Here is a 22,989-nt window from a genome sequence, read left to right as displayed (position 1 = left end):
CCGCGGTGAACTCCACCAACCGCGGCCGCACCAACTCAATCTCCTCAGGAGTCACACCAGCAACACAACCACCATCCACAAAGGACAATCAAGCCGACACGCCGACATAACAAAGCACTACTAGTGTCCCGCGGTGGAAATTCGGTGCGTGAGTCGGTGGATCCAGGTTTCTGCTGGCAAGGCGCCGATCCTCCCTCGTACCGGGTTGTACTTGGGTGGATCGGCAACGCCGCCAACGGGAGGCTGGGCCGCCGAATTATGTGCCAGATTTCCGGCGCGGGACACTAGACCCGGAAGCAGCTGTACAGCTCCGTCGACGTGATCTCGCAGTGCACGCCCATGGTGCTCGCGCTCGTCACCACCACGGCCACCAGCAGCACCGCGATCGCCGCGCACGCCACCGTCTGGAACCGCACGAGGTTCTGCCTCGGCGCGTAGACCATCGCGGCCGTCGCCAGCGCGCCGATCACGAGCCCGCCGAGGTGGCCGAGCAGCGAGATGCCCGGCAGCGCGATGCTCAGGAAGATGTTGATGCCCAGCAGCGTCAGCACCGGCGCGGGGTTCAGCTTGGCGCGGAACACCACGACCGCGATGCCGCCGAACAGGCCGTAGATCGCGCCTGACGCACCAGCCACGCTGCCCATCGGGTCACCGAACAGCATGACCGCGGCCGACCCGCCGAGAAGCGCCAGCAGGTAGACGACCAGGAACCTGGCCCTGCCCAGTGCCACCTCGAGGTCCCGCCCGATCACCCACAGGGCGAACATGTTGAAGACCAGGTGGACCGGGCCGTAACCGCCGTAGTTGCCGAAGTGCAGGAACCCGGACGTCAGCAGGCGCCAGTACTCACCCGCCGCGACCGCGCCGGGAATCAGCGTGCCCTGTACGAACAGGTCGGAACGCTGGTTCTCGACGATGCTCCCCGCCTGCAGCGCGGTGATCGCGAACACCAGCACGTTGATGCCGACGAGCACCGGCACGACGACCAGCGAGCGCGCACTGCTCCTGGTCCGCGCGCCGCCGGTGTTCCGCGCAGGGCGGACCGACTTGTTGCCCTCGGCCACGCAGTCGACGCACTGGTAGCCGACGGAGGCCTCCCGCAGGCAGTCCGGACAGGCCGGCCGTTCGCACCGCACGCAGCGCAGCCCGGTCGGCCGGTCCGGATGTCTTGCACAGCCCGGCAGGTCCTGCTGCCTGTTGACTGGCACCTAGCTCTCGCGTTCGACGGTGATCCGCTCCACGACGATGTCCTCCAGCGGCTTGTCCGCGGGCGGGGCCGTCTTCACGGTCGCGATCGTGTCCACGACGTTGCGCGAGTCCTGGTCAGCGACCTCACCGAAGATCGTGTGCTTGAAGTTCAGCCACGTCGTCGGCGCCACCGTGACGAAGAACTGCGAGCCGTTCGCGTCCCGGCGGCCCGGGTTGGCCATGCCGAGCAGGTACGGCTTGTTGAACTGTAGTTCCGGGGTGAACTCGTCGCCGAACTCGTAGCCGGGGCCACCGCGGCCGGTGCCGGTCGGGTCACCGGTCTGGATCATGAAGCCGTCGATGACCCGGTGAAAGATCATGCCGTCGTAGAACGGACCGGACGTCTCGCCCTTGGCGTTGCGCGGGCTGTACTCCTTGGTGCCTTCCGCCAGCCCGACGAAGTTGGACACCGTCTTGGGCGCGTGATCTGGGAAAAGGTTGACTCGGATGTCGCCCTTCGAGGTGTGCAGGATTGCCGATACCTTGACCCCGACGAGGGACTCATTGCTGTCTGCCACCCGGTCATCGTGCCATCACCAGCGAGATCGGTCAGGAAGGGGCAGGATGGTGGGTGTCCGACAAGCCACCCTGGAGCAGACTATGGACGATGTGAAGGCCATGACCCGGGCCGGAGAGACGGTCGGCAAGGCTGTCGGCTCTGGCTGGCGCTCGGCGCGTCACAACGCGAAACGTGCCGGCGTCGCCGGTGCGGAGGCAACGTCTCGGGCCGCGCACGCGGCCGATCGCAAGCTGACGGAGCGCGGGTTCGCGCCTCGCCAGGTCGCGGAGGCGATCGCGGAGAGCGCCGAGGTCGCACGTCAGGAGGTCGCCAAGACCACCCGTCGTGCGCGGCGCAAGCTGGCGAAGACGGCCAAGCACACCCGCAAGGATCTCGCGAAGGCCGCCGAGCAGGCACGCAAGGACGCCGCCAAGAGCAAGACGGCGAAGCGGGCACGCAAGTCCGCCAAGCAGATCAAGGCGGACACCAAGAAGCTGAAGTCGCAGTTCAGGGCTGAGGCGAAGGCGCTCAAGTCGCGTGCCAGGAAAACCCTCTCGGACCAGCCGAAGCCCAAGCGGCGCTGGCCGAAGGTGGTGCTGCTCGTGATCGTGGCGAGTGGCGTCACGTACGTGGTGCGCAGCAAGGCAGCGGAACGGCAGGACGCCGTACCTGAGCCGCACAGGGACGATCCCGCCACGCCGGGGCAGCACAAGGCGGACGCGGCCACGAACGGCCAGCTGAACGGCCAGAAGAAGCAGTCGTCGTCCTCCGCGAAGAACCAGCGGTGACGACAGAGGGCCCGCCGGTCACGTACCGGCGGGCCCTCTGCGTGTCTATGCCTGTCCCAGGCCGGGCGTCTACAGCCCGAGCTCGGTGATCGTCTGCTGCGCGATCTGCTTGGCCTTGATGGTCTGCTCCTGGTTGGTGGACACGACCACGGCGGTGCTCTCCTTGGCGACCGCGTAGACGGCCCCCGACTCGCCTGCCTCCGCACCGCCCTGCCAGCCACCCGACAGCTCCGCCGGGTTCGAGCTCTCGACCGGCGCCGCGGCGTCCACCAGCGCCTGCGCGACCGGCGCCTCCCCGGTGTACACGCGGACGCTCAGCTGCACGTCCCCGTCCGGGCGGTAGAAGAAGCACGCGGGCGGCTCGTCCTCCGAGGTCTGCACCTTGGACACGCGCTGCCCGTTGGTCTCCTCGACGTAGGCCTGGTCCAGGTACGGGCACGGCCCGTCCACGGTCGGCTCCGGTTCCGGCGGCAGCGCCGGTGCGGCACTGTTCGTCCCGGTCGTCTGACCGGTCTCCACGGTCGGGTCGTCGGCAGGCTCCTCCGCGCACGCGGCAAGCGCGACCAGCAGCAGGGGGCCAAGCAGAAGAACGCGTTTCATAGGGCGCAGAGTCAACCACATGGGTTCTCGAGCGAGTGGAGCAGAGTACCCATAAGAGTGGTCGAGTCGTCGCGCTGTGTGGGAAGCGACCGTCCGTCCGCATGTTCGACACCAAAGGGGTTGGGATGTTCCGGAACCTGTTCCTGGTGCGTGTGTCCGAGCCAGCGGCACGCGTCGTCCACGAGGACGACCTGTCTTCGACGGTGATCGTGCCGGTGGCCTCGGTGGACGAGGCGGTGGCGGCGGTCGGGTCGGCGGGTGACCTGGACCTGATCGAGCTGTACGGCGGCCTTGGCATCGCCGCGGCCGCGGCGGTGGTGGCAGCGGCCCCCGGGGTGCCGGTGGGCTTTGCCGGAGATGTGGGCCCGACACCCGCCGCTGCGGTGCTGTTCGAGGATCCGGGCGCGGACGAGGACAAACACCGGTGGCGCTTCGGCTCGACCACGGTGGTCGCGGTGCCGTCGATCCAGGACGCGCCCGCGACGGCGGCCAGGCTGGTCGCGGAGGGTGCGACCCGGGTCGAACTGTGCGGTGGCATGGGCCCGGTCCCGGCGGCGGCCGTGCGCGCGGCGGTGGAGGTGCCGGTGACGACGGTGTTGTTCGGCTTCGAGTCGCTCCCGGCCGCTGCGGCCTACCGCGCACGCTTCGAGTCGGCGCTGCCGCCGGACTGACCGTTAGACCAGTGCGAAGCGTTCGGAGTGCACCTGGCGTGCCGGCACACCGAGTGTCTTGAGGCTGGCCAGCACGGCCGAGGTCATGGCGGTCGGCCCGCAGACGTACACGTCCCGCTGGGCGACGTCCGGCACCAGCGCGCGGAGACCGTCCGGGGTGAACGGCCGCGCGCCGTCCGCGGTGCGGCCGGTGAGCAGTTGCAGCCGCCCGCCCCTGGACGCGACGAGCGAACGCACCTCGCCGAGCAGCACGGCGTCCCGTTGGTCACGCACCCGGTAGAGGACGACGAAGTCGCCGGTCACGTCTTCGAGGAGCGCGCGGATGGGCGTGATGCCGACGCCACCCGCGACCAGGAGCAGGCCACGACAGGCCCGGTGCGCCGCGGTGAACGCGCCGTAGGGGCCTTCGAGAAAGACGCGACTGCCGACGGCGAGCCGCCGCAGCCCGGCGCTGGTGTCACCGACCGCCTTGGCGGTCAGCCGAAGCGAACGGCCACGCGGTGCCGCCGACAGTGAGAACGGGTTGGCGCGCCACCAGGAGTGGTGCCCTGGGAACCGCCAGACGAAGAACTGCCCTGCCCGCGCGGGAAGCCGGTCGAGCCGCTTGCCGGTGACGTACACCGACACCACGTTGTCGGACTCCGGTACGACCGCCTCGACCCGGAACTGGTGGCGGGCGTTGCGCACCAAGGGCAGCACAAAACGCCCGGCGAGCAACGCCCCGACGGCGAACAGCCACAGCGCCCACCAGTAGCCGAAGGCGAGCGCCGATGACGTGAAGGTGGTCGTCTCGAGCAGCTGGTGCACGAAGGCGAACGCCAGCACCAGGTACACCAGCATGTGCAGCGCGTGCCAGGTCTCGTACCGCAACCGCCTGCGCACCGCGCGGGTGGACACCACGGCGATCACGACGACGATGGCGGCCGAGGACATGCCGAGCAGCGACGCGGGCACCCCGGCGAGCGCGAGGAACGTGCTGCCCATGGACGCGTCGTCGAGCACCGCGTAGCCGAGCACGACGATGAACGCGTGGGTGAGGATCGTCCAGAACAACCCGAACCCGACCCATCGGTGCCACACGGTGAGCCGGTCCATCCCGATGCGCCGGTCGAGCCATGGCAGCCGCGCGATCAGCAACAGCTGGAAGATCAGGAGCAGCGCGGCGTGCAGGCCGAAGAACTTGGCGACGGTGAGGACGTTGTTCTTGCCCGCACCCGCTGTGAAGAACAGCACCTCGACGAGCAGGACGTTGACCGCGACAAACGTCCACAAAACCCACCGTGCCTGCGCGACCATCGCCAACTCCCGTCCCCTGTGACATCCAGAGACACGCGGGAGAGACAGGTTGGGTTCAGTGGGGCCGGAGCGTCACCGGCGCCGGCCGTCCCGTCCAACAGCGGCTGTCTGCGGCGGAATCCGTGGAGACGAGGGGAATCGAACCCCTAACCCCTGCCTTGCAAAGGCAGTGCTCTGCCAATTGAGCTACGTCCCCGGGTGCGCAGGCGAGGCCTGCGCGCGAACAAAGCCGTGAAGCCCGGCTCAGGCCCTACTTACCGGCGGGAGCGGTGGCCTCGCGCCACAGGTCGTCCTGCGCCTTGGCCGACTTGTTCCGGCGCACCACGAAAAGAACGGTGCCAGCGACAGCCACAAGAGCGAGAAGCTTCTTCACGTTCATTGCCTCCTTAGGCAAACAAGATCAAGCCCAACCGCAACCCCTGCGATCCTCGCGGCCGGGGACCCCACAAGTCTGCCACAACCGCCTCCCCAAGCGAGGAGCCCCCAGAAGCCACAGACAGCAACCACCCAACCACAAAAACAACCCCAAAAAACACAACCCCAAAACCAAGCAGCCAGGCGGTCAAGCCAGGCGGTCAACCAAGCAAGCAAGCCAGGCGGGTCAAACCAAGCAAGCCAATCAGCCAAGCAACGAACCAAAGCAAGCCAAGCAGCCAAGCAGCCAAGCAAAGCCGATCAGCCAAGCAGCCAAGCAACCAAGCAACCAAGCAACCAAGCAACCAAGCAAGCCAACCAAGCCAACCAAGCCAACCAAGCCAACCAAGCTGGGTCAGAAACCAACCGCACCGTGGGGGGCTTGGGGGGCTCGGCCCCCCAACATAGAACGAACGACCCAGCGAAGACGCAAAGCGTCGAGCAGGGTCGTCCAAGTTCGTTCGTGGGCCTAGGAGGACTTGAACCTCCGACCCCTTCGTTATCAGCGAAGTGCTCTAACCGCCTGAGCTATAGGCCCTTGGTGCGAGAGAAGATTACAACACGGGTTTTGGGGCTCTCAAACCGGTATCACTCTCGCTCGGCGAGGGTTACCTCCAGGCCGCCTGCCAGGTCGGCGGACACGTTGTAGATGAACGCGCCGACTGTGGACAGTGCGCTGAACAGCACGATGTTGACGGCGCCGACGATCGCGGCGACGCCGAACACGCGGCCCGCGCTGATGAGCGGGGTGCCGGTCTCGTTGGAGCCGCCCTGCAGCAGTTCGTCGGAGATGCCGTTGAGGTTGTCCCAGACGCCCATGCCGTCGAGGACGGCGTACAGGATGCCGACGGCGACGAGCCACACGAAGAACAGTGCGACGCCGAGCACGAGCGACAGCTTGAGTACCGACCACGGGTCGAAGCGCTTGATCTGCAGGTTGGCCCTGCGGGGGCCGCGGCCCGGCCTGCGCAGGGCACTCGGCGCCGCGGCGCTGGTGCCGACGGCACGCAGCGGTCCGGTGGACGCCGGGTTGCCGTCCAGGTGGACCGTCGTGCGGGCGCCGGACGGGATGCCGCCCGGCGGGGTGGGGGGTGGGGCGGGCAGCGAGTGCGGCACGTTGACCGTCGGTGCCTCCATGCCGCCGCCGCCGAACAGGCGGTTGGCCGCCGTCCCGGTGACCACCGGGCGTTCGACCTGCACCGTCTTCTCGCCCGGCGGGTCGGCCGGGCGGGTCGGCTGCTGCTGGGCCTGCGTGTCGGTGGCCACGCGCTGCCACGGCGGCGGCGTGCCGTGGCTCAGTTCGAGGTCCTCCGCGCCGGCCACGTGTGCCGCGGCAGGCGCGTGGCCATTGCCCTCGTTGCGGCCCTCGTTGCGGCCCTCGTTGCGGCCCTCGTTCCGACCCTCGTTTCTGCCCTCGTGGTCCCCACCGGCCTGGTCGACCTGCTGGGCCTGGCCGCTCGTGGCGATGGCGGACGTGTGCTCCGTCTCCGCTTCCTGGCCAGTACGTCCTGGCTTGTCGGGTGGTGTCACGCGGGTCCCCTACGTGTCTCGCGGCTACTACGACTCGGTCGGCGTCTCGCCATTCGAGTCCTCTGCTGTGTTGGTGATGACGCCTTGGTCCTCACCTGCGTTGCTCTCCGACGGTGATTCGTCACCGTTGTCGTCGCCGTTGTCGCCGGCGACCTCCGCGCTGCGGGCGATGGCGACCAGCGTGGTGCCGTCCCCGAGGTTCATGAGACGCACCCCCTTCGTCTGCCTGCCCGCCTTGCGGACCTCCCTGGCCGAGGTCCTGATGACCCCGCCCGCGGAGGTGATCGCGAACACCTCGTCGTCCACGTCGACGATGAGTGCACCCACCAGCCTGCCACGCTTGCTGTCGTACTGAACGGTGAGCACGCCCTTGCCGCCCCGTCCCTGGAGCGGGTAGTCCTCGATCGGGGTGCGCTTCGCGTAGCCGCCGTTCGTCGCGACCAGCAGGAACGTGTCCTCGCGGACCACGCCGAGGGTGAGCAGCTCGTCACCTTCCTTGAACCGCATGCCCAGTACGCCGGACGTGGCGCGGCCCATCGGGCGCAGTGCCTCGTCGCTCGCGTGGAACCGGATGGACTGGGCGCCAGCGGACACGAGGAGCAGGTCGTCCTCTGCGGCACACAGCACCGCGCCGACCAGTTCGTCATCCTCGCGCAGGTTGATGCCGATGAGGCCGCCCGCACGGTTCGAGTCGAAGTCGGACAGTCTGCTCTTCTTCACCAGGCCGCTCTTGGTCGCGAGCACCAGGTACGGCGCGACCTGGTAGTCCTTGATCTCGATGACCTGGGCGATCTGCTCGTCCGGCTGGAACGCCAGCAGGTTCGCGACGTGCTGGCCGCGCGCGTTGCGGTTGGCCTCCGGCAGCTCGTACGCCTTCGCGCGGTAGACGCGGCCCTTGTTGGTGAAGAACAGGATCCAGTCGTGGGTGGAGCACACGAAGAAGTGCGCCACGATGTCGTCCTGCTTGAGGCCCGCGCCCTGCACACCCTTGCCGCCGCGTTTCTGCGCGCGGTACAGGTCGGTCTTGGTGCGCTTCGCGTAGCCCGTCCGCGTGATCGTGACGACGACGTCCTCGACCGCGATCAGGTCCTCGACCGAGACGTCGCCGTCGAACGGGATGATCTGGGTGCGCCGGTCGTCGCCGTGCTTGTCGACGATCTCCATCATCTCGTCGCGCACGATCGAACGCTGGCGCTCCGGGCTGGCGAGGATGTCCTGCAGGTCGGCGATGACCGCCTCGATGTCGGACAGCTCGTCGACGATCTTCTGCCGCTCGAGGGCGGCGAGGCGGCGCAGCTGCATCTCGAGGATCGCGTTGGCCTGGATCTCGTCGATCGCGAGCAGCGAGATCAGGCCGGTGCGGGCCTCGTCCACCGTCGGCGAGCGGCGGATCAGCGCGATGACCTCGTCGAGCGCGTCGAGCGCCTTGACCAGACCACGCAGGATGTGGGCCCGCTCCTCGGCCTTGCGCAGCCGGTAGCGGGTGCGCCGGACGATGACCTCGACCTGGTGCCGCACGTAGTGCCGGATCATCTGGTCGAGGCGCAGCGTGCGCGGCACGCCGTCGACCAGCGACAGCATGTTCACGCCGAAGTTGTGCTGGAGCTGGGTGTGCTTGTACAGGTTGTTCAGCACGACCTTCGCGACCGCGTCGCGCTTGAGCGTGATGACGATCCGCATCCCCGCGCGCTTGCTCGACTCGTCGTCGACGTTGGCGATGCCGCCGACCTTGCCGTCACGCACGAGCGCCGCGATGTTCTCGATCAGGTTGTCCGGGTTCACCTGGTACGGCAGTTCGGTGACGATGAGGATCGTCCGGCCCTTGGCGTCCTCGTCGACCTCGACGACCGCGCGCATCCGGACCGAGCCTCGGCCGGTGCGGTAGGCGTCCTCGATGCCCTGCGTGCCCAGGATCAGGCCGCGCGTCGGGAAGTCAGGGCCCTTGATCCGCAGCATCATGGCGGCGAGGGTCTCGTCGTCGGACGCGTCCCAGTTCTCCAGCGCCCACACGACACCGGACGCGACCTCGCGCAGGTTGTGCGGTGGGATGTTGGTCGCCATGCCGACCGCGATGCCGTTGCTGCCGTTGACGAGCAGGTTCGGGATGCGCGACGGGAGGACGTCCGGTTCCTGCGTCTTGCCGTCGTAGTTGTCCGAGAAGTCGACGGTCTCCTCGGTGATGTCCTGCAGCATCGCCATGGCGAGCGGCGTCATGCGTGCTTCGGTGTACCGCATGGCGGCCTGCGGGTCGTTGCCCGGCGAGCCGAAGTTGCCCTGGCCGTCGATCAGCGGGTACCGCATCGACCACGGCTGGGCGAGCCGGACGAGCGCGTCGTAGATCGCCGAGTCGCCGTGCGGGTGGTAGTTACCCATGACGTCGCCGACGATGCGCGAGCACTTGACGTGGCTGCGCTCTGGCCGCAGGCCGGTGTCGTACATCGAGTACAGGACGCGGCGGTGCACGGGCTTGAGGCCGTCGCGGACATCCGGCAGCGCCCGGCTGACGATGACGGACATCGCGTAGTCGATGTAGGAGCGCTGCATCTCGTGCTGGATGTCGACCGGCTCGACGCGGTCGTTTTCTGGCGGCCCTGGTGGCAAGGTCTCGGTCACGAAACAGGGGTTCCTTTCACACGCGTTCCTCGACTACACGTCGAGGAAGCGGACGTCCTTGGCGTTGCGGGTGATGAACGAGCGGCGGGCCTCGACGTCCTCGCCCATCAGCACGCTGAACAGCTCGTCCGCCGTGGCGGCGTCGTCCAGGGTGACCTGCAGCAGGAGGCGGTAGGCCGGGTCCATGGTGGTCTCCCACAGCTCGTCGGCGTTCATCTCGCCGAGACCCTTGTACCGCTGGATGCCGTCGTCCTTGTTGATCTTCTTACCGGCCGCGAGGCCCGCGCTCATCAGGCCGTCCCGCTCGCGGTCGGAGTAGGCGAACTCCGGCTCCGTGCGCTGCCACTTGATCTTGTACAGCGGGGGCTGCGCCAGGTACACGTACCCGTGCTCGACCAGCGGGCGCATGAAGCGGAACAGCAGCGTCAGCAGCAGGGTGCGGATGTGCTGGCCGTCGACGTCGGCGTCCGCCATCAGCACGATCTTGTGGTACCGCAGCTTCGACACGTCGAAGTCCTCGTGGATGCCCGTGCCGAGCGCGGTGATCAGGCTCTGGACCTCGGTGTTCTTGAGGACCCGGTCGATGCGGGCCTTCTCCACGTTGATGATCTTGCCACGGATCGGGAGGATCGCCTGGAACCGCGACTCGCGGCCCTCCTTCGCGGAGCCGCCAGCGGAGTCGCCCTCCACGATGTACAGCTCGCACTCCTCCGGGTTGGTGGAGCGGCAGTCCTTCAGCTTGCCCGGCAGGCCGCCGATGTCGAGCGCGCCCTTGCGGCGAACGAGTTCCCTCGCCTTACGGGCCGCCATCCGGGCCTGCGCCGACGACACCGACTTCGTGACGATGGTCCGCGCGTCGGCGGGGTTGCGCTCGAACCAGTCGGCGAGCAGCTCGTTGCAGGTCGTCTGCACGAACGTCTTCGCCTCGGTGTTGCCGAGCTTCTGCTTGGTCTGCCCCTCGAACTGCGGCTCGGCCAGCTTGATCGAGATGATCGCGGCGAGGCCCTCGCGGATGTCGTCGCCGGTGAGGTTGGTGTCCTTCTCCTTGAGCAGCTTCTTGTCGCGCGCGTACACGTTGACCACGCGGGTCAGTGCGGCGCGGAAGCCCTCCTCGTGGGTGCCACCCTCGGCCGTGTTGATCGTGTTGGCGAACGTGTAGACCGACTCGCTGTAGCCGGTGTTCCACTGCATCGCCACCTCGACCTCGAGGCCGTCGCCCTTGGCCTCGAACCCGATCACGCTGTTGTGGATCGCCTCGCGCGTGTGGTTGATGTGCTTGACGAAGTCCTCGAGCCCGCCCGGGTAGTGGTAGGTGCGCTCCTTGACCCGCGCGGCCTGGCCGTCGGCGTCCTCGTGGGTCTCCTCCTCGGTCACGCGCTCGTCCCGCAGCGTGATGGACAGGCCCTTGTTGAGGAACGCCATCTCCTGGAGGCGGCGCGCGATGGTCTCGGCGTTGTACGTGGTGGTCTCGAAGATCTCATCGTCGGCCCAGAAGGTGACCGTCGTGCCGGTGGTATCGGTCGCGCCGTGCTCGGTGAGCGGGCCGGGCTCGGAGCGCTCGTAGTGCTGGCGCCAGATCGTGCCCCGGTAGTGCACCTCGAGATCGACCTTGGTGGACAGCGCGTTGACCACCGAGATGCCAACACCGTGCAGACCGCCGGAGACCGCGTAGCTGTCACTGTCGAACTTGCCGCCCGCGTGCAGCTGGGTCATGACGATCTCGATGGTCGGCTTGCCGTGCACGGGGTGCATCTCGACCGGGATGCCGCGGCCGTCGTCCACGACCCGGACGCCGCCGTCCGCCAGCAGCGTGACCTCGATCTTCGTGGCGTACCCGGCCATCGCCTCGTCGACCGAGTTGTCGACGACCTCCTGGATCAGGTGGTGGAGACCGCGCTCGCCGGTCGACCCGATGTACATGCCGGGCCGCTTGCGAACGGCTTCGAGGCCTTCCAGGACCGTGATGGAGGACGCGTTGTATTCATGGTTGCTAGTCGCCACGGGCGGGGTGTCTCCTGTCCAGAAAGGGCCTAACCAATCGCCTGTCTCATGATACTGGTGCGCGCCCGCAGAAGGGCGCGAACACACCCCTAGCTCCGTCACAGACGCCCGAGGGGGCTCTCGTCCGACCCCGTACGCCTGCCTGGGTCCTACAAGGCGGATTTCACACCTTCCGGCCCGATAGCGCCGACCGGGGTCACCCGTAGGTGTCGCGGGGGCCTCGACCACGCACGTGACGTGTTCCGAACCGCCAGCTCGGAGCGGTCGGACCCAGCACTTTCAGCCGTTTGACCACGCCGTGACCGACGCCGGCGGCGATCTTGACCAGCAGCTGCTTCTGGAGAAGGCGCAGCTGGGTGGCCCACGCCGTCGAGTCCGCCCGCACGGTCAGCTCGCCCTCCTTCAGCTCGACGGGCTGCGCGTGCTCGGCGACGTCCTCGCCGACGATCTGACTCCACCGGTCGAACAGCCTGCCCGTGGTGAGCCGGGACGACCAGCCGCGTTCGAGCGCGATGCGAGACGCGACGCGGCCGAGCGGCTGCGGGTCGCGCTCGTCCGCCCCCGCGCCGGACCACCGGCGCCGCCGCCGGTCGACCGCGCCCGCGCCGCGCCGCACGAACTTCTTCTTCTTGGCCTCCTGGCTGCCGGACGCCTCCCGCGCGGCGGCCAGCGCGGCACGCGCGAGGTCCGAACCACGCAACTGTGGGTAGTCACTGTCCGTGGTAGATCGTGTGGCGTCGCCGCCCTCAACACCCTTTGGGGTGGTCAGATCGCCTGTTTTCCCCCGCCCGGGGGTCTCCGCAGGACGCCGAGCGTCAGCTTTATCCACACTATCCACAGGTTTGTCCCCAGATGTGGGACCAGTCACACCACGCGCGGTCACTCGCTGGTGGTCATTCACGGCGGACCTCCCCGTCGGAGACAAGGTAGCGGGCGCCCTTCAGCTCGCCTGGGACGTCCTCCGGCACGGCGGCGGTCACGAGCACCTGCTCCGCCGCGACCGACACCTCGGCGAGTCGTTCCCGTCTGCGCCGATCCAGCTCCGCGAACACGTCGTCGAGCACGAGCACCGGTTCGCTGCCGTCCTCGCGCAGCAGCTCATAGGACGCGAGCCGCAGCGCGAGCGCGAACGACCATGACTCGCCGTGCGACGCGTACCCCTTCGCCGGGAACAGGTCGAGCGTCAGCTCCAGCTCGTCGCGGTGCGGGCCGACGAGGCTCACGCCCCGGTCCAGCTCCTGGTCCCGGCGCGCGACCATCGCCGCGAGCAGCGCGTCGGTCAGTACCTCCATGTCCGCGCGCCCGGTCGTGCCGTACTCCGAGGGGAACGTGTCCGCGATCCCCGACCGGTACCGGATCGTCGCGGGCCGCGACTCCGGTGCGACCCCCGCGTACGCGGCCGTGAGGTGCGGCGCGAGGTCCGCGACCAGGTCCAGCCGGGCCGCGAGCAGCTCGGCGCCGTGCCGGGCGAGGTGCCCGTCCCACACGTCGAGCGTGCCGATATCCCCCTTCGACCCCGCGCGGCGGGCGTGGCCGGACGATTTCAGCAGCGCGTTCCGCTGTCGCAGCACCCGGTCGTAGTCCGCGCGGACCCCGGCGTAGCGCGGCGTGCGCAGCACCAGCAGGTCGTCGAGGAACCGGCGTCGCTCACCAGGGTCGCCCCGCACGAGCGCCAGGTCCTCCGGCGCGAACAGCACCGTGCGCAGAATCCCCAGCACGTCCCTGGTCCTTGGCACCGGCCCCCGGTTCACCCGCGCGCGGTTCGCCTTGCCCGCGGTGATCTCCAGCTCGATCGTCAGCTCGCGGCCTTCGTTGACGATCGCGGTCCGCACGATCGCGCGGGCGCAGCCGTGCCGGATCAGCGGGGCGTCGCTGGCCACCCGGTGCGAGCCGAGCGTGGCCGCGTACCCGAGTGCCTCGACGAGGTTGGTCTTGCCCTGCCCGTTCTGCCCGACGAGCACCGTCGGTCCCGGTTCGAGTTCCAGGTCGGCGTGCTCCCACGAGCGGAAGTCGGTGACCTGTAAGTGCCGGACGTACACAGTGTTCGCTCCGCAAGCTCCGCACTCAGCTGATGTTCGCTCCGCAAGCTCCGCTCAGAGGCGATGCTCGCTCCGCAAGCTCCGCTCAGACACCTCAGGCTTGCGTACTGCCCGCGCCCGACGTCGGCCCCGCGGACTGCACCGCGTGCCCGCCGAACTGGTTGCGCAGCGACGCCACCGCACGCATCGCGGGCGAGTCGTCCTGCCTCGAGCGGAACCTGGCGAACAGCGCGGCCGAGATCACCGGCGCTGGCACGGCGAGGTTGATCGCCTCCTCGACGGTCCACCGGCCCTCGCCCGAGTCCTCGACGTAACCGCGAAGGTCGTCGAGCTCAGGGTCCGAGTCGAGCGCACGCACGAGCAGGTCGAGCAGCCAGGACCGGACGACCGTGCCGCGCTGCCACGCCTTGATCGTCGCGGGCACGTCCTCGATGACCTCCGCCGCCTCCAGCAGCTCGAAGCCCTCGGCGTACGCCTGCATCAGGCCGTACTCGATGCCGTTGTGAATCATTTTCGCGTAATGCCCCGCACCGACGGCACCCGCGTGCGCGAAGCCCTCCTCGCGCGGACCGTCCGGGCGGAGCGCGTCGAAGACCGGCATCACGCGCTCGACGTCGGCCGCGGCGCCACCGACCATCAGGCCGTAGCCGTTGTCCTTGCCCCACACGCCACCGGACACCCCGCAGTCGAGGTAGGCGATGCCCTTCTCCGCGAGCAGCGCGGAGTTGCGCGTGTCGTCGGAGAAGCGGGAGTTGCCGCCGTCGATCACGATGTCGCCCTCGGCGAGCAGGTCACCGAGTTCGGCGATCGTCTGCCTGGTCGGCTCGCCGGCGGGCACCATCACCCAGACCGCGCGCGGCTCCGACAGCTTCGACACCATCTCGGCCAGCGACGACGAGTCGCTCACGTCCGCGTTGCGGTCGAAGCCGACCACCTCGTGACCGGCCGCGCGCAACCGCTCGCGCATGTTGAAGCCCATCCGGCCGAGACCGACGAGACCGAGCTGCATTGGACTTGTCCCTCCTGAAACTGGAAACCCGGTCAGCCGGGCAGCCGCACCGGCATCAGCAGGTGCAGGTAGCCCGGGGTGACGGTGCCATCCTCGCCGACCGGCTTGATCAGCGCAGGCCGGCTGGGGGTGGTGAAGGACAACTCGGCACGGTCGGCGTGCAGCGCGCCGAGCCCCTCCTGGAGGAAGCCCGGGTTGAACGCGATCGTCACCGGTTCGCCGGTGTACTCGACCGCCAGCTCTTCCTCCGCGGAGCCCTCGTCGTCGCCGCCCGCGGACAGGCGCAGCCCGCCATCGGCGAACTCGAGCCGGACCTGGGTGCCGCGCTCCGCGACGAGCGACACGCGCTTGATCGCCTCGACGAGCGGGCCGACGTCGATGATCGCGGCCGCGGTCTGCTCGGACGGGAGCAGCTGGCGGTAGCGCGGGAACTCCGTGTCGAGGAGCCTGCTCGTGGTGCGGCGGCCCGCGCCGGACAGGCCGACGAGGCCGTCGCTCGGGGACAGCGCCAGCTCGACCGTCTTGCCGGACGTGCCGAGCGCCTTCGCCGCGTCGGCCAGGGTGCGCGCCGGGACGAGCACCGCGAGCTCGCCGGCGTCCGCGAGGTTCTCGCCGGGCTGCCACGCGAACTCGCGCATCGCCAGGCGGAAGCGGTCGGTCGCGACGAGGGTCAGCTTGTCGCCCGCGATCTCCACGCGGACGCCGGTCAGCATCGGGAGCGTGTCGTCCTTGCCCGCCGCGACCGCGACCTGGCTGACGGCGAGCCCGAACACCTCACCGGCGACCTGACCCGCGTGCGGCGGCATGGCCGGAAGCTGCGGGTAGTCCTCCACCGGCATCGTCGGGAGCGAGAACTTCGCGCTGCCACAGGCGATCGAGACCCGGGCGCCGTCGACGAGGATCTCGACCGGTTGTGCGGGAAGGGATTTCGTGATGTCGGCCAGCAGCCTGCCGGACACCAGCGTGCGGCCGCCGTCCGCGATCGTCGCGGGGACCCCCACCGTCGCCGAGACCTCGTAGTCGAACCCGGAGATCGTCAGACCGTCGGAACCGCTCGCGTCCAGCAGGATCCCGCCGAGAACGGGAACTGGCGGCCGGGTCGGCAGCGAGCGGGCGACCCAGGCGACAGCGTCGGCGAGGCCGTCGCGCTCGACGCGGATCTTCATGAGAGTCCTTTCCAGACACGAGGGGCGTGGATGAGCGGGCCGCCTCGAGCAATCACGATGTTTGCGCCACAGGCTCCGCAAAGCACCAGACGTGTCTCGCCACCGTAGAGCGTGCGGATCGAACGCTCCACCCGGGCCCTGCCGTCCGAGTGCCTCCGAGAGGCGGCGCTCGCTCGCGAACTCACGGCCCCTGTTTTTCTTTGTTAATAACTCTTAGAGAAAAAGACAGTCGTAGTAATAGGTCCTGTGGATTGTGTGGATAGACCTCATACCCGCACGTCGCGACGTATCGACGCCTGTGGGTAGAGCCTGGGTGCAACCGGTGGACAACTCGGGGCCCCCGTGGACAACTCCAGCCTGTGCAAGGTTCTTCCACAGGTGCTCCACAGTTGTCCACAGACCGCTCCCCAGGCGCGACCCGGTCTGCCCCCAGGTGATGCACAGGGGTGGGGATGGCCATGAATCCCCTTTCCGGGTGACAGCGGTCGGGAGTGCGACGGAGACCACAGACCGAGGACATGACCAGATCGTGCAGGTCGTGTCCTCACAAGGAAGTTCGGTACTAGCCCCTGGCGCGTTGCTTGATACGCGAGGTCAGTTCCTGGACCTGGTCGTACACGCGCCGCCGCTCGGCCATCTCCTTGCGGATCTTCTTGTCCGCGTGCATGACGGTGGTGTGGTCGCGGCCGCCGAACGTCTGGCCGATCCTCGGCAGCGACAGGTCGGTCAGCTCCCGGCACAGATACATGGAGATCTGCCGGGCGCCCGCGAGCGCCTTCGTCTTGCCGGGGCCGCACAGGTCGTCGAGGGAGACGCTGAAGTACTCGGCCGTCACGGCCATGATCGTCGAGGCGCTGATCTCCGGCACCTGCGAGTCGGGGATCAGGTCCCGCAGCACGATCTCCGCGAGACCCACGTCGACCGGCTGCTGGTTCAGCGACGCGAACGCGGTGACGCGGATGAGCGCGCCCTCCAGCTCGCGGATGTTGTGCTCGATGCGTGCCGCGATGAACTCGAGTACCTCGGCGGGTGCGGGCAGCCGGTCCTGCGCCGCCTTCTTGCGGAGGATCGCGATGCGCGTCTCCAGCTCGGGCGGCTGGATGTCGGTGATCAGACCCCACTCGAACCGCGTGCGCAGCCGGTCCTCCAGGGTCTCCAGTCGCTTGGGTGGCCGGTCGGACGACACGACGATCTGCTTGTTCGCGTTGTGGAGTGTGTTGAAGGTATGGAAGAACTCCTCCTGGGTGCCTTCCTTGCCCTCCAGGAACTGGATGTCGTCCACCAGCAACACGTCGATGTCGCGGTACCGCCGCTGGAACGCGACCTTGCGGTCGTCGCGCAGCGAGTTGATGAAGTCGTTCGTGAACTCCTCGGTCGACACGTACCGCACGCGCATGCCGGGGAACAGCCGCTGCGCGTAGTGGCCGACCGCGTGCAGCAGGTGGGTCTTGCCGAGGCCGGACTCGCCCCAGATGAACAACGGGTTGTACGCGCGGGCCGGTGCCTCCGCGACCGCGACCGCTGCCGCGTGCGCGAACCGGTTCGACGCGCCGATGACGAACGTGTCGAACGTGTACTTCTCGTTGAGCCTGGTCTTGGAGGTCTGCGGCTGTGCGGGCGCGGTGAACGGCTGACCGCTCGCCGGTGGCTGCCCGGAGTACGGCGGCCAGATCTCGTGGACGGTGGCGAGCGCGTCGCCGACCTCGTCGACCTCGTCGTTGTCGCTGTTGTCCAGGACGCCGTTGTCGGCGGAGCCAGGAGGCTTCTCAGTGTTATTACTGTCCACTGCACTGATGGGCGCCATCACCAGCGTCTGCTCGACGAGCGAACCGACGCCGGGGCGCGGGGTGCCCGGCCGTGGCTGGGGGGGCCTCGGCATCTGTGGCATGGGGGGCGGCGGTGCGTGCGTGCCGCGTGGCGGGGTGGGGACCGGAGTCACGACGACCGGCGGCGGGATGGGCTGGCTGCCGACCGGGTCGACCTTCACGGCCAGCGAGACGGCGCGGCCGAGCCTGCGTGACAGCGCATCGGTGATCGGGTCGCGGAGCGCTCGTTCGATCGCGTCCTTGGCGAAGTCGCTCGGTGCGGCGAGCAGAGCGGTGCCGTCCAGCAAGCCGATGGGCCGGGTCACCCGCATCCATGCTCGCTGCTGCGGGGAGAGCGTGCCTGCGGACAACTCCCGCACGACTTGCTCCCACACCACACTCAGGTTCATCTGCTGCTCGGACACCTACGAGCTCCCCTCCCCTCGCCGGCCATGCACCATCACTGCGACCCCTCAGTCGTGGCGGACGCGACCCGGGGTACGAGCGGCATCCACAAGTTGTCCACAACTGTGCACGAAGGTACGGCGAACCGCAGCGGAACCCGCAGGAGGGCCTGCCGTACATCTGCGGCGCAGTGGGCTCCCACTCCCGACTGGCCGACCAAGAGCACGCACGCTAACAAGCCCCGGGCCATGCCACAAGGCATGTTCGGAGGCAAGCACCCAACGTGCGCGGCGTGTCGTCGAGCGGGTCTCGCCACCCCCTGAGTCGGACCGCCCGGCGTACCGTACTCTGTGAAGGTCTCCCGTCAGTTGTGGGTGAGTCCTGCGCGCCGTCAGGCCGCGACGGGGACAGACGTACTTTGACGAGCCAGTATCGGGAGATTCAGCCGTGAGCAAGCGTACTTTCCAGCCGAACAACCGCCGCCGTGCGCGGACCCACGGGTTCCGTCTGCGCATGCGCACCCGTGCCGGCCGTGCGATCCTCGCGGCTCGTCGTCGCAAGGGTCGCAAGAGCCTGTCTGCCTGAGCTTGCTTCCCGCGCCCAGTCGGCTGACCGGTAGCGACAACTTTCGGCTCGTGACCAGGAAGGGCCGCCGAGCTGGGCGTCCCAGGCTCGTCGTGCACGCCATCACGGCCGAGGAGGTCGCCGGCTTCGGCGCGCCCAAGGTCGATCCAGCGATGACCGACGCCGGTGCGGTGCCCCGGGTCGGGTTCGTGGTCAGCAAGGCGGTGGGCAACGCGGTGGTTCGTCACCGGGTCGCCCGCCGCCTTCGGCACGTCATGCGCGACCGGTTGGGAACCGTTCGTACTGGTTGCACGTTGGTGGTGCGGGCGTTGCCGTCCGCCGCCTCGGCGGCGAGCGCCGACCTCGGCAGCGACATCGACGCCGCCTTCCGGCGGCTGCGCCTAGGCCGCGAACAGAGCGACAAAGACACCGAGACCGGCGGTGCCCAGTGACCACCACGCACGACACCGAGGACCAGACCGCCCAGGTGCGGCGGCCCGGTCCGGTGGCGCGGGTGCTGCTGGTGCCGGTCAACTTCTACCGGCGATGGATCTCGCCGGTGCTTCCCCCCAGTTGCCGGTTCGAGCCGAGCTGTAGCGCGTACGCCGTCGAGGCGCTCTCGACCCACGGCGCGCTCCGCGGTTCCTGGCTCGCCGTGCGCAGGCTTCTGCGTTGCGGGCCGTGGCACCCCGGTGGATACGACCCGGTGCCGGTGGTTCGCGCCGCAAGCTCGACGGTTCGCTCCGCGACGCACTCGACGGTTCGCTCCGCGAACGAAGACCTTTTGGAGCCGGTCCAGGCCGGCCAGGAACACCACTCTGCCGCCAAGGAGTAGCTCTCGTGCTCGACTTCATCTACTACCCCGTGTCGTTCATCCTCTGGTGCTGGCACTGGGTGTTCGGGCACGTGTTCGGTGAGTCCAGCGGTATCGCCTGGGCACTCGGCATCGTCTTCCTGGTGTGGACCCTGCGGGCGATCATGTTCAAGCCGTTCGTGAAGCAGGTCCGGTCGATGCGGACCATGCAGGAGTTCGCGCCCGAGATCAAGAAGATCCAGAAGAAGTACGCGAGCGACCGGCAGCGCCAGGCGCAGGAGATGCAGAAGCTCCAGCGCGAGCACGGGTTCAGCCCGCTCGGTGGCTGCCTGCCGATGCTGCTGCAGATCCCGGTGTTCATCGGTCTGTTCCACGTGCTGCGCTCGTTCCAGCCGGGGCACACCGAGAACTACTTCTTCGACGCGCAGGGCGTCGAGTCCTACATCGACGCGAAGCTCTTCGGCGCCGGTCTGTCGAACTTCATCACTCAGCCGCTGGCCCAGCTCGAGGCTGTCGGTACCGACCGCACCTCGGTCATCATCGTGTCGATCCCGCTCATGATCCTGGCGAGCATCCTGACGCACCTGACCGCGCGCCACTCGGTCGAGCGGCAGAACCCCGAGTCGGCGACCGCGCAGACCGCGATCATGAACAAGCTGACGATGTACATCTTCCCGATCGGTGTGCTCCTGTTCGGCTTCTTCTTCCCGATCGGTCTGCTGATCTACTGGCTGGCGAACAACTCCTGGACGCTGATGCAGCAGCGGTTCGTCTACCGGCGCATCGACCGCGAGGAAGCGGAGAAGAAGACCGCGGCCATCGAGAAGCGCACCAGCCTCGCGCCGAAGCCGGGCGCCAAGCCGGACGTGGCGAAGAAGCGCCCGACCACCGCGCCCGCGCCGGGGACCAAGCCCGCGCCGAACGCCAAGGCGGCTGGTTCCGCCAAGAAGCCGGCCCCGGGTGTGAAGCCTGCACCCAACGCGAAGGCGACGGGTACCGCCCGCCCCAAGGACGGCACCACCAAGTCGACCGGTCCAGCGTCCTCGAACGGCGCCGTGAACAAGGACGACTCCACGGATTCCGGTCTGAGCGCAGACCGTTCCCGCAATAAGAACACAGGCCGGAAGAAGCGTTGACGCGAAGCTGATCCGGACCTGGAGAGGAGAAGACGTGCCGGAGACGGTGCAGGAGTCGGACGCCGACCGCGAAGCGGTGGCCAACGACGCCGAAGAACAGTCCGCCGACGCGGCCGCCGAGGATGGTGACCGGGGGTCGTCTGGTGAGGACCTTCTCGTCCGCGAGGGCGACATCGCTGGGGACTACCTCGAACGCCTGCTCGACCTCGTCGACTACGACGGGGACATCGACCTCGACGTCGAGGCCGGTCGTGCGGTCGTGAGCATCGATGGCGGTGACGATCTGGAGAAGCTCGTCGGCCCTCGGGGCAACGTGCTCGAGGCACTACAGGAGCTGACCCGGCTTGCCGTGCAGCAGGACACGGGCACGCGTAGCCGACTCATGCTGGACGTCGCTGGCTGGCGGGCGGACCGTCGGCAGGAGTTGAAGGACCTCGGTCGCGCGACGGCGGAGCGCGTGCTGGCGGATGGCGAGAAGGTACGTCTCCAGCCGATGACGCCGTTCGAGCGAAAGGTCGTCCACGACGCGGTCGCCGCGATCGATGGCGTCCACAGTGAGAGTGAAGGCGAGGACCCGCGGCGCCGTGTCGTGGTCTTCCCCAAGCCGTGACGATCCTCTGTTTCACGTGAAACATCGATATGAAGTAGGTGGCATCCGGGGTGGCTGAGACGCCGTCCGCGTCTCCGCCCCCGGAGACCGCTACAACAGTTTTTGGTGATGCCCTGACGGCGGCGGTGCAGTTCGCGGAACTGCTCGCCGCCGTTGGCGTAGAACGAGGATTGATCGGACCCCGAGAGGTCGAGCGCCTCTGGGACCGGCACCTCCTGAACTCGGCCGTGATCGCCGAAAAGCTCCCCGACGGTGCCCGCGTGGTCGACGTCGGGTCCGGCGCAGGGCTCCCCGGAGTGCCGCTGTGCATCGTCCGACCCGATCTCAACATCACATTGTTGGAACCGATGGCTCGTCGAGTGGCGTGGCTGACCGAAGTCGTCGATACTCTTGCGCTGTCCGCAAGTGTGGTTCGGGGCCGCGCGGAAGAGCCGGCCATCAAGCAGCAGCTCGCGGGTGCCGATGTTGTCATCGCGCGAGCGGTCGCGCCGCTTGCTCGTCTATGGGCGTGGAGCGCCCCCCTGCTCCGGCAGGGCGGTCGGCTCGTCGCGCTCAAGGGTGAGAGTGCCGAAGAGGAAGTGGCACGCGATGGTGGCGCCGTGACCCGTGCGGGTGGTTCGCTCCCGGTGGTCGAGCGGTGTGGCACCGACCTGCTCGCGGTACCAACGACCATCATCGTGGTGACACGTCTCGACGCACCCCAGGGTGCGCGCGTACGTGGTCCGCGGCGGACCAAGAAGTGATGGAGCGACGATTGTTTCACGTGAAACAGCACGACATCGCTGGGCTTGCCAAGCGATCATCAGACCCAGTCGTGCCGACTGAGACGAGGTGCAGCCCCCGATGACCGGACGCCATGTTCAGGACGCCAGCGACTCCATGCACGAGAGCGTCGAGGCCGCGACCGCGGTGTCCGGGTGGACGCCGATCGCCGAAGAGGCCGAGCGCGCGACCCGCATGCTGCACCCGAAGCACAATCTGCCCAAGCCCGCCAGGCGTCGCGTCATGACGGTCGCCAACCAGAAGGGCGGCGTCGGAAAGACGACCAGCACGGTGAACCTCGCGGCGGCGTTGGCGATGCACGGGTTGAAGGTGCTCGTCATCGACCTCGACCCGCAGGGCAACGCGAGTACCGCGCTCGGCGTCGACCACCGCTCCGGCGTGCCGTCGATCTACGAGGTGCTGCTCGGCGAGGTGTCCCTCACCGACGCGGCCGCGGTCAGCGACCAGTCCCCCAACCTCTACTGCGTGCCGGCGACGATCGACCTCGCCGGCGCCGAGATCGAGCTGGTGGGCATGGAGGGCCGTGAGGCGCGGCTCAAGGCGGCGCTCCCGACGGGTGCGTTCGATGAGCTGGATCCGGACTACGTGTTCATCGACTGCCCGCCCTCGCTCGGCCTGCTGACCGTCAACGCGATGGTCGCCGCCGAGGAGGTGCTCATCCCGATCCAGTGCGAGTACTACGCGCTGGAGGGTCTCTCCCAGCTTCTCCGCAACATCGAGCTGGTGCAGAACCACCTCAACCCGAACCTGCAGGTGTCGACCATCCTGCTCACCATGTACGACGGGCGCACGAAGCTCGCCGATCAGGTGACCGCGGAGGTTCGGAAGCACTTCGGCGACACGGTCTTGCGTACTGTGATCCCCAGGAGTGTGAAGGTGTCCGAGGCACCCGGTTTCGGGCAGACGGTGCTCGCGTACGACCCCGGCTCGCGGGGTTCGATGAGCTACCTGGACGCGGCACGGGAAATGGCCGAGCGTGGGTTCGGCGGGGAGTAGAG

21 protein-coding genes, 2 tRNA genes and 1 pseudogene are annotated in these 22,989 nt (G+C 68.3%); 9 read left to right on the top strand and 15 right to left on the bottom strand.

Translation table 11 applies throughout. From position 1 onward, the window contains the following. Positions 1–284 precede the first annotated feature (284 nt). Both WBA97_RS29510 and WBA97_RS29505 read right to left on the bottom strand, forming a co-directional pair. Entirely contained in the window at positions 285–1,208 is a 924-nt protein-coding gene (locus WBA97_RS29510) for a rhomboid family intramembrane serine protease (RefSeq protein WP_424234220.1), read from the bottom strand. Next, positions 1,209–1,766: a peptidylprolyl isomerase gene (locus WBA97_RS29505; protein ID WP_424234219.1), complete on the bottom strand. Its 558-nt coding sequence runs from the start codon at positions 1,764–1,766 to the stop codon at positions 1,209–1,211. An 82-nt stretch (positions 1,767–1,848) separates the two neighbouring features. Between WBA97_RS29505 and WBA97_RS29500 the strand changes: the two genes are divergently transcribed. Next, positions 1,849–2,535, top strand: a complete 687-nt coding sequence (locus WBA97_RS29500) for a hypothetical protein (protein ID WP_424234218.1) — start codon at positions 1,849–1,851, stop codon at positions 2,533–2,535. A 69-nt stretch (positions 2,536–2,604) separates the two neighbouring features. Here the strand turns inward: WBA97_RS29500 and WBA97_RS29495 are convergent, their stop codons facing one another. Then, positions 2,605–3,135, bottom strand: a complete 531-nt coding sequence (locus WBA97_RS29495; RefSeq protein WP_424234217.1) for a DUF2020 domain-containing protein — start codon at positions 3,133–3,135, stop codon at positions 2,605–2,607. A gap of 125 nt (positions 3,136–3,260) precedes the next feature. Between WBA97_RS29495 and WBA97_RS29490 the strand changes: the two genes are divergently transcribed. After that, entirely contained in the window at positions 3,261–3,806 is a 546-nt protein-coding gene (locus tag WBA97_RS29490; RefSeq protein WP_424234216.1) for a DUF6506 family protein, read from the top strand. Between the two features lie 3 nt (positions 3,807–3,809). On the opposite strand, the gene WBA97_RS29485 is transcribed toward WBA97_RS29490, so the two are convergent. The 12 genes and pseudogenes from WBA97_RS29485 to dnaA all read right to left on the bottom strand — a co-directional run bounded on the left by WBA97_RS29485 (position 3,810) and on the right by dnaA (position 18,104). Next, positions 3,810–5,102: a ferredoxin reductase family protein gene (locus tag WBA97_RS29485; RefSeq protein WP_424234215.1), complete on the bottom strand. Its 1,293-nt coding sequence runs from the start codon at positions 5,100–5,102 to the stop codon at positions 3,810–3,812. 123 nt (positions 5,103–5,225) lie between these two features. Beyond that, positions 5,226–5,298: transfer RNA gene (locus WBA97_RS29480), tRNA-Ala, on the bottom strand. 66 nt (positions 5,299–5,364) lie between these two features. Then, a pseudogene (locus WBA97_RS29475) lies at positions 5,365–5,475 on the bottom strand (DLW-39 family protein); the annotation flags it as partial. A gap of 505 nt (positions 5,476–5,980) precedes the next feature. Next, positions 5,981–6,054, bottom strand: a tRNA-Ile gene (locus WBA97_RS29470). 50 nt (positions 6,055–6,104) lie between these two features. Beyond that, positions 6,105–6,839 carry a DUF3566 domain-containing protein gene (locus tag WBA97_RS29465; protein ID WP_424234223.1) on the bottom strand — a complete coding sequence of 245 codons (735 nt, stop codon included), beginning with the start codon at positions 6,837–6,839 and terminating at the stop codon, positions 6,105–6,107. Between the two features lie 234 nt (positions 6,840–7,073). After that, entirely contained in the window at positions 7,074–9,659 is a 2,586-nt protein-coding gene (gene gyrA, locus WBA97_RS29460; RefSeq protein WP_424234214.1) for a DNA gyrase subunit A, read from the bottom strand. Positions 9,660–9,692: 33 nt separating this feature from the next. Beyond that, entirely contained in the window at positions 9,693–11,660 is a 1,968-nt protein-coding gene (gene gyrB, locus WBA97_RS29455) for a DNA topoisomerase (ATP-hydrolyzing) subunit B (protein ID WP_424234213.1), read from the bottom strand. Between the two features lie 196 nt (positions 11,661–11,856). Next, a complete protein-coding gene (locus tag WBA97_RS29450; RefSeq protein WP_424234212.1) occupies positions 11,857–12,360 on the bottom strand; it encodes a DciA family protein in 504 nt (167 codons plus the stop codon). Between the two features lie 193 nt (positions 12,361–12,553). Then, positions 12,554–13,699, bottom strand: coding sequence for a DNA replication/repair protein RecF (gene recF, locus WBA97_RS29445; RefSeq protein ID WP_424234211.1), 1,146 nt, complete (start codon positions 13,697–13,699; stop codon positions 12,554–12,556). 94 nt (positions 13,700–13,793) lie between these two features. Continuing rightward, positions 13,794–14,708 (bottom strand): phosphogluconate dehydrogenase (NAD(+)-dependent, decarboxylating), encoded by a 915-nt coding sequence (gnd, locus tag WBA97_RS29440; protein ID WP_424234210.1) that lies wholly within the window; start codon positions 14,706–14,708, stop codon positions 13,794–13,796. Between the two features lie 32 nt (positions 14,709–14,740). Further along, positions 14,741–15,874, bottom strand: coding sequence for a DNA polymerase III subunit beta (gene dnaN / locus WBA97_RS29435; RefSeq protein ID WP_424234209.1), 1,134 nt, complete (start codon positions 15,872–15,874; stop codon positions 14,741–14,743). A 562-nt stretch (positions 15,875–16,436) separates the two neighbouring features. Further along, positions 16,437–18,104, bottom strand: coding sequence for a chromosomal replication initiator protein DnaA (gene dnaA / locus WBA97_RS29430; protein ID WP_424234208.1), 1,668 nt, complete (start codon positions 18,102–18,104; stop codon positions 16,437–16,439). Between the two features lie 427 nt (positions 18,105–18,531). On the opposite strand from dnaA, the gene rpmH reads away from it, so the two are divergent. The 7 genes from rpmH (at position 18,532) to WBA97_RS29395 (ending at position 22,987) form a co-directional block, all read left to right on the top strand. Further along, positions 18,532–18,669: a 50S ribosomal protein L34 gene (rpmH, locus tag WBA97_RS29425; RefSeq protein ID WP_184810885.1), complete on the top strand. Its 138-nt coding sequence runs from the start codon at positions 18,532–18,534 to the stop codon at positions 18,667–18,669. 2 nt (positions 18,670–18,671) lie between these two features. Then, the gene (gene rnpA, locus WBA97_RS29420) at positions 18,672–19,100 is read left to right on the top strand and encodes a ribonuclease P protein component (protein WP_424234207.1); all 429 of its coding nucleotides are present in this window, start codon (positions 18,672–18,674) and stop codon (positions 19,098–19,100) included. Continuing rightward, positions 19,097–19,483 (top strand): membrane protein insertion efficiency factor YidD, encoded by a 387-nt coding sequence (gene yidD / locus WBA97_RS29415; protein WP_424234206.1) that lies wholly within the window; start codon positions 19,097–19,099, stop codon positions 19,481–19,483. Before rnpA ends, yidD begins: the two co-directional genes overlap by 4 nt. Before the next feature lie 5 nt (positions 19,484–19,488). Beyond that, entirely contained in the window at positions 19,489–20,598 is a 1,110-nt protein-coding gene (yidC, locus tag WBA97_RS29410) for a membrane protein insertase YidC (protein ID WP_424234205.1), read from the top strand. 34 nt (positions 20,599–20,632) lie between these two features. After that, positions 20,633–21,208, top strand: coding sequence for a protein jag (locus WBA97_RS29405; RefSeq protein ID WP_424234204.1), 576 nt, complete (start codon positions 20,633–20,635; stop codon positions 21,206–21,208). Positions 21,209–21,258: 50 nt separating this feature from the next. Then, a complete protein-coding gene (gene rsmG, locus WBA97_RS29400) occupies positions 21,259–21,951 on the top strand; it encodes a 16S rRNA (guanine(527)-N(7))-methyltransferase RsmG (RefSeq protein ID WP_424234203.1) in 693 nt (230 codons plus the stop codon). A 136-nt stretch (positions 21,952–22,087) separates the two neighbouring features. Next, positions 22,088–22,987, top strand: a complete 900-nt coding sequence (locus tag WBA97_RS29395; protein ID WP_424234222.1) for a ParA family protein — start codon at positions 22,088–22,090, stop codon at positions 22,985–22,987. The last annotated feature ends 2 nt before the right edge of the window (positions 22,988–22,989 follow it).

The organism is Actinophytocola sp., assembly GCF_049647105.1.
Classification (GTDB): Bacteria; Actinomycetota; Actinomycetes; order Mycobacteriales; family Pseudonocardiaceae; genus Actinophytocola.
Note: the sequence above shows the minus strand (reverse complement) of the source record. Positions and strands in the feature narration are given on the sequence as shown.

Bases quoted from the DNA above. Each gene is read 5' to 3' on its own strand.
- WBA97_RS29490 (WP_424234216.1), top strand. From the start codon at position 3,261: ATGTTCCGGAACCTGTTCCTGGTGCGTGTGTCCGAGCCAGCGGCACGC.
- WBA97_RS29495 (WP_424234217.1), bottom strand. From the start codon at position 3,135: ATGAAACGCGTTCTTCTGCTTGGCCCCCTGCTGCTGGTCGCGCTTGCC.
- WBA97_RS29500 (WP_424234218.1), top strand. From the start codon at position 1,849: ATGGACGATGTGAAGGCCATGACCCGGGCCGGAGAGACGGTCGGCAAG.
- WBA97_RS29395 (WP_424234222.1), top strand. From the start codon at position 22,088: ATGCACGAGAGCGTCGAGGCCGCGACCGCGGTGTCCGGGTGGACGCCG.
- WBA97_RS29485 (WP_424234215.1), bottom strand. From the start codon at position 5,102: ATGGTCGCGCAGGCACGGTGGGTTTTGTGGACGTTTGTCGCGGTCAAC.
- gnd (WP_424234210.1), bottom strand. From the start codon at position 14,708: ATGCAGCTCGGTCTCGTCGGTCTCGGCCGGATGGGCTTCAACATGCGC.
- dnaN (WP_424234209.1), bottom strand. From the start codon at position 15,874: ATGAAGATCCGCGTCGAGCGCGACGGCCTCGCCGACGCTGTCGCCTGG.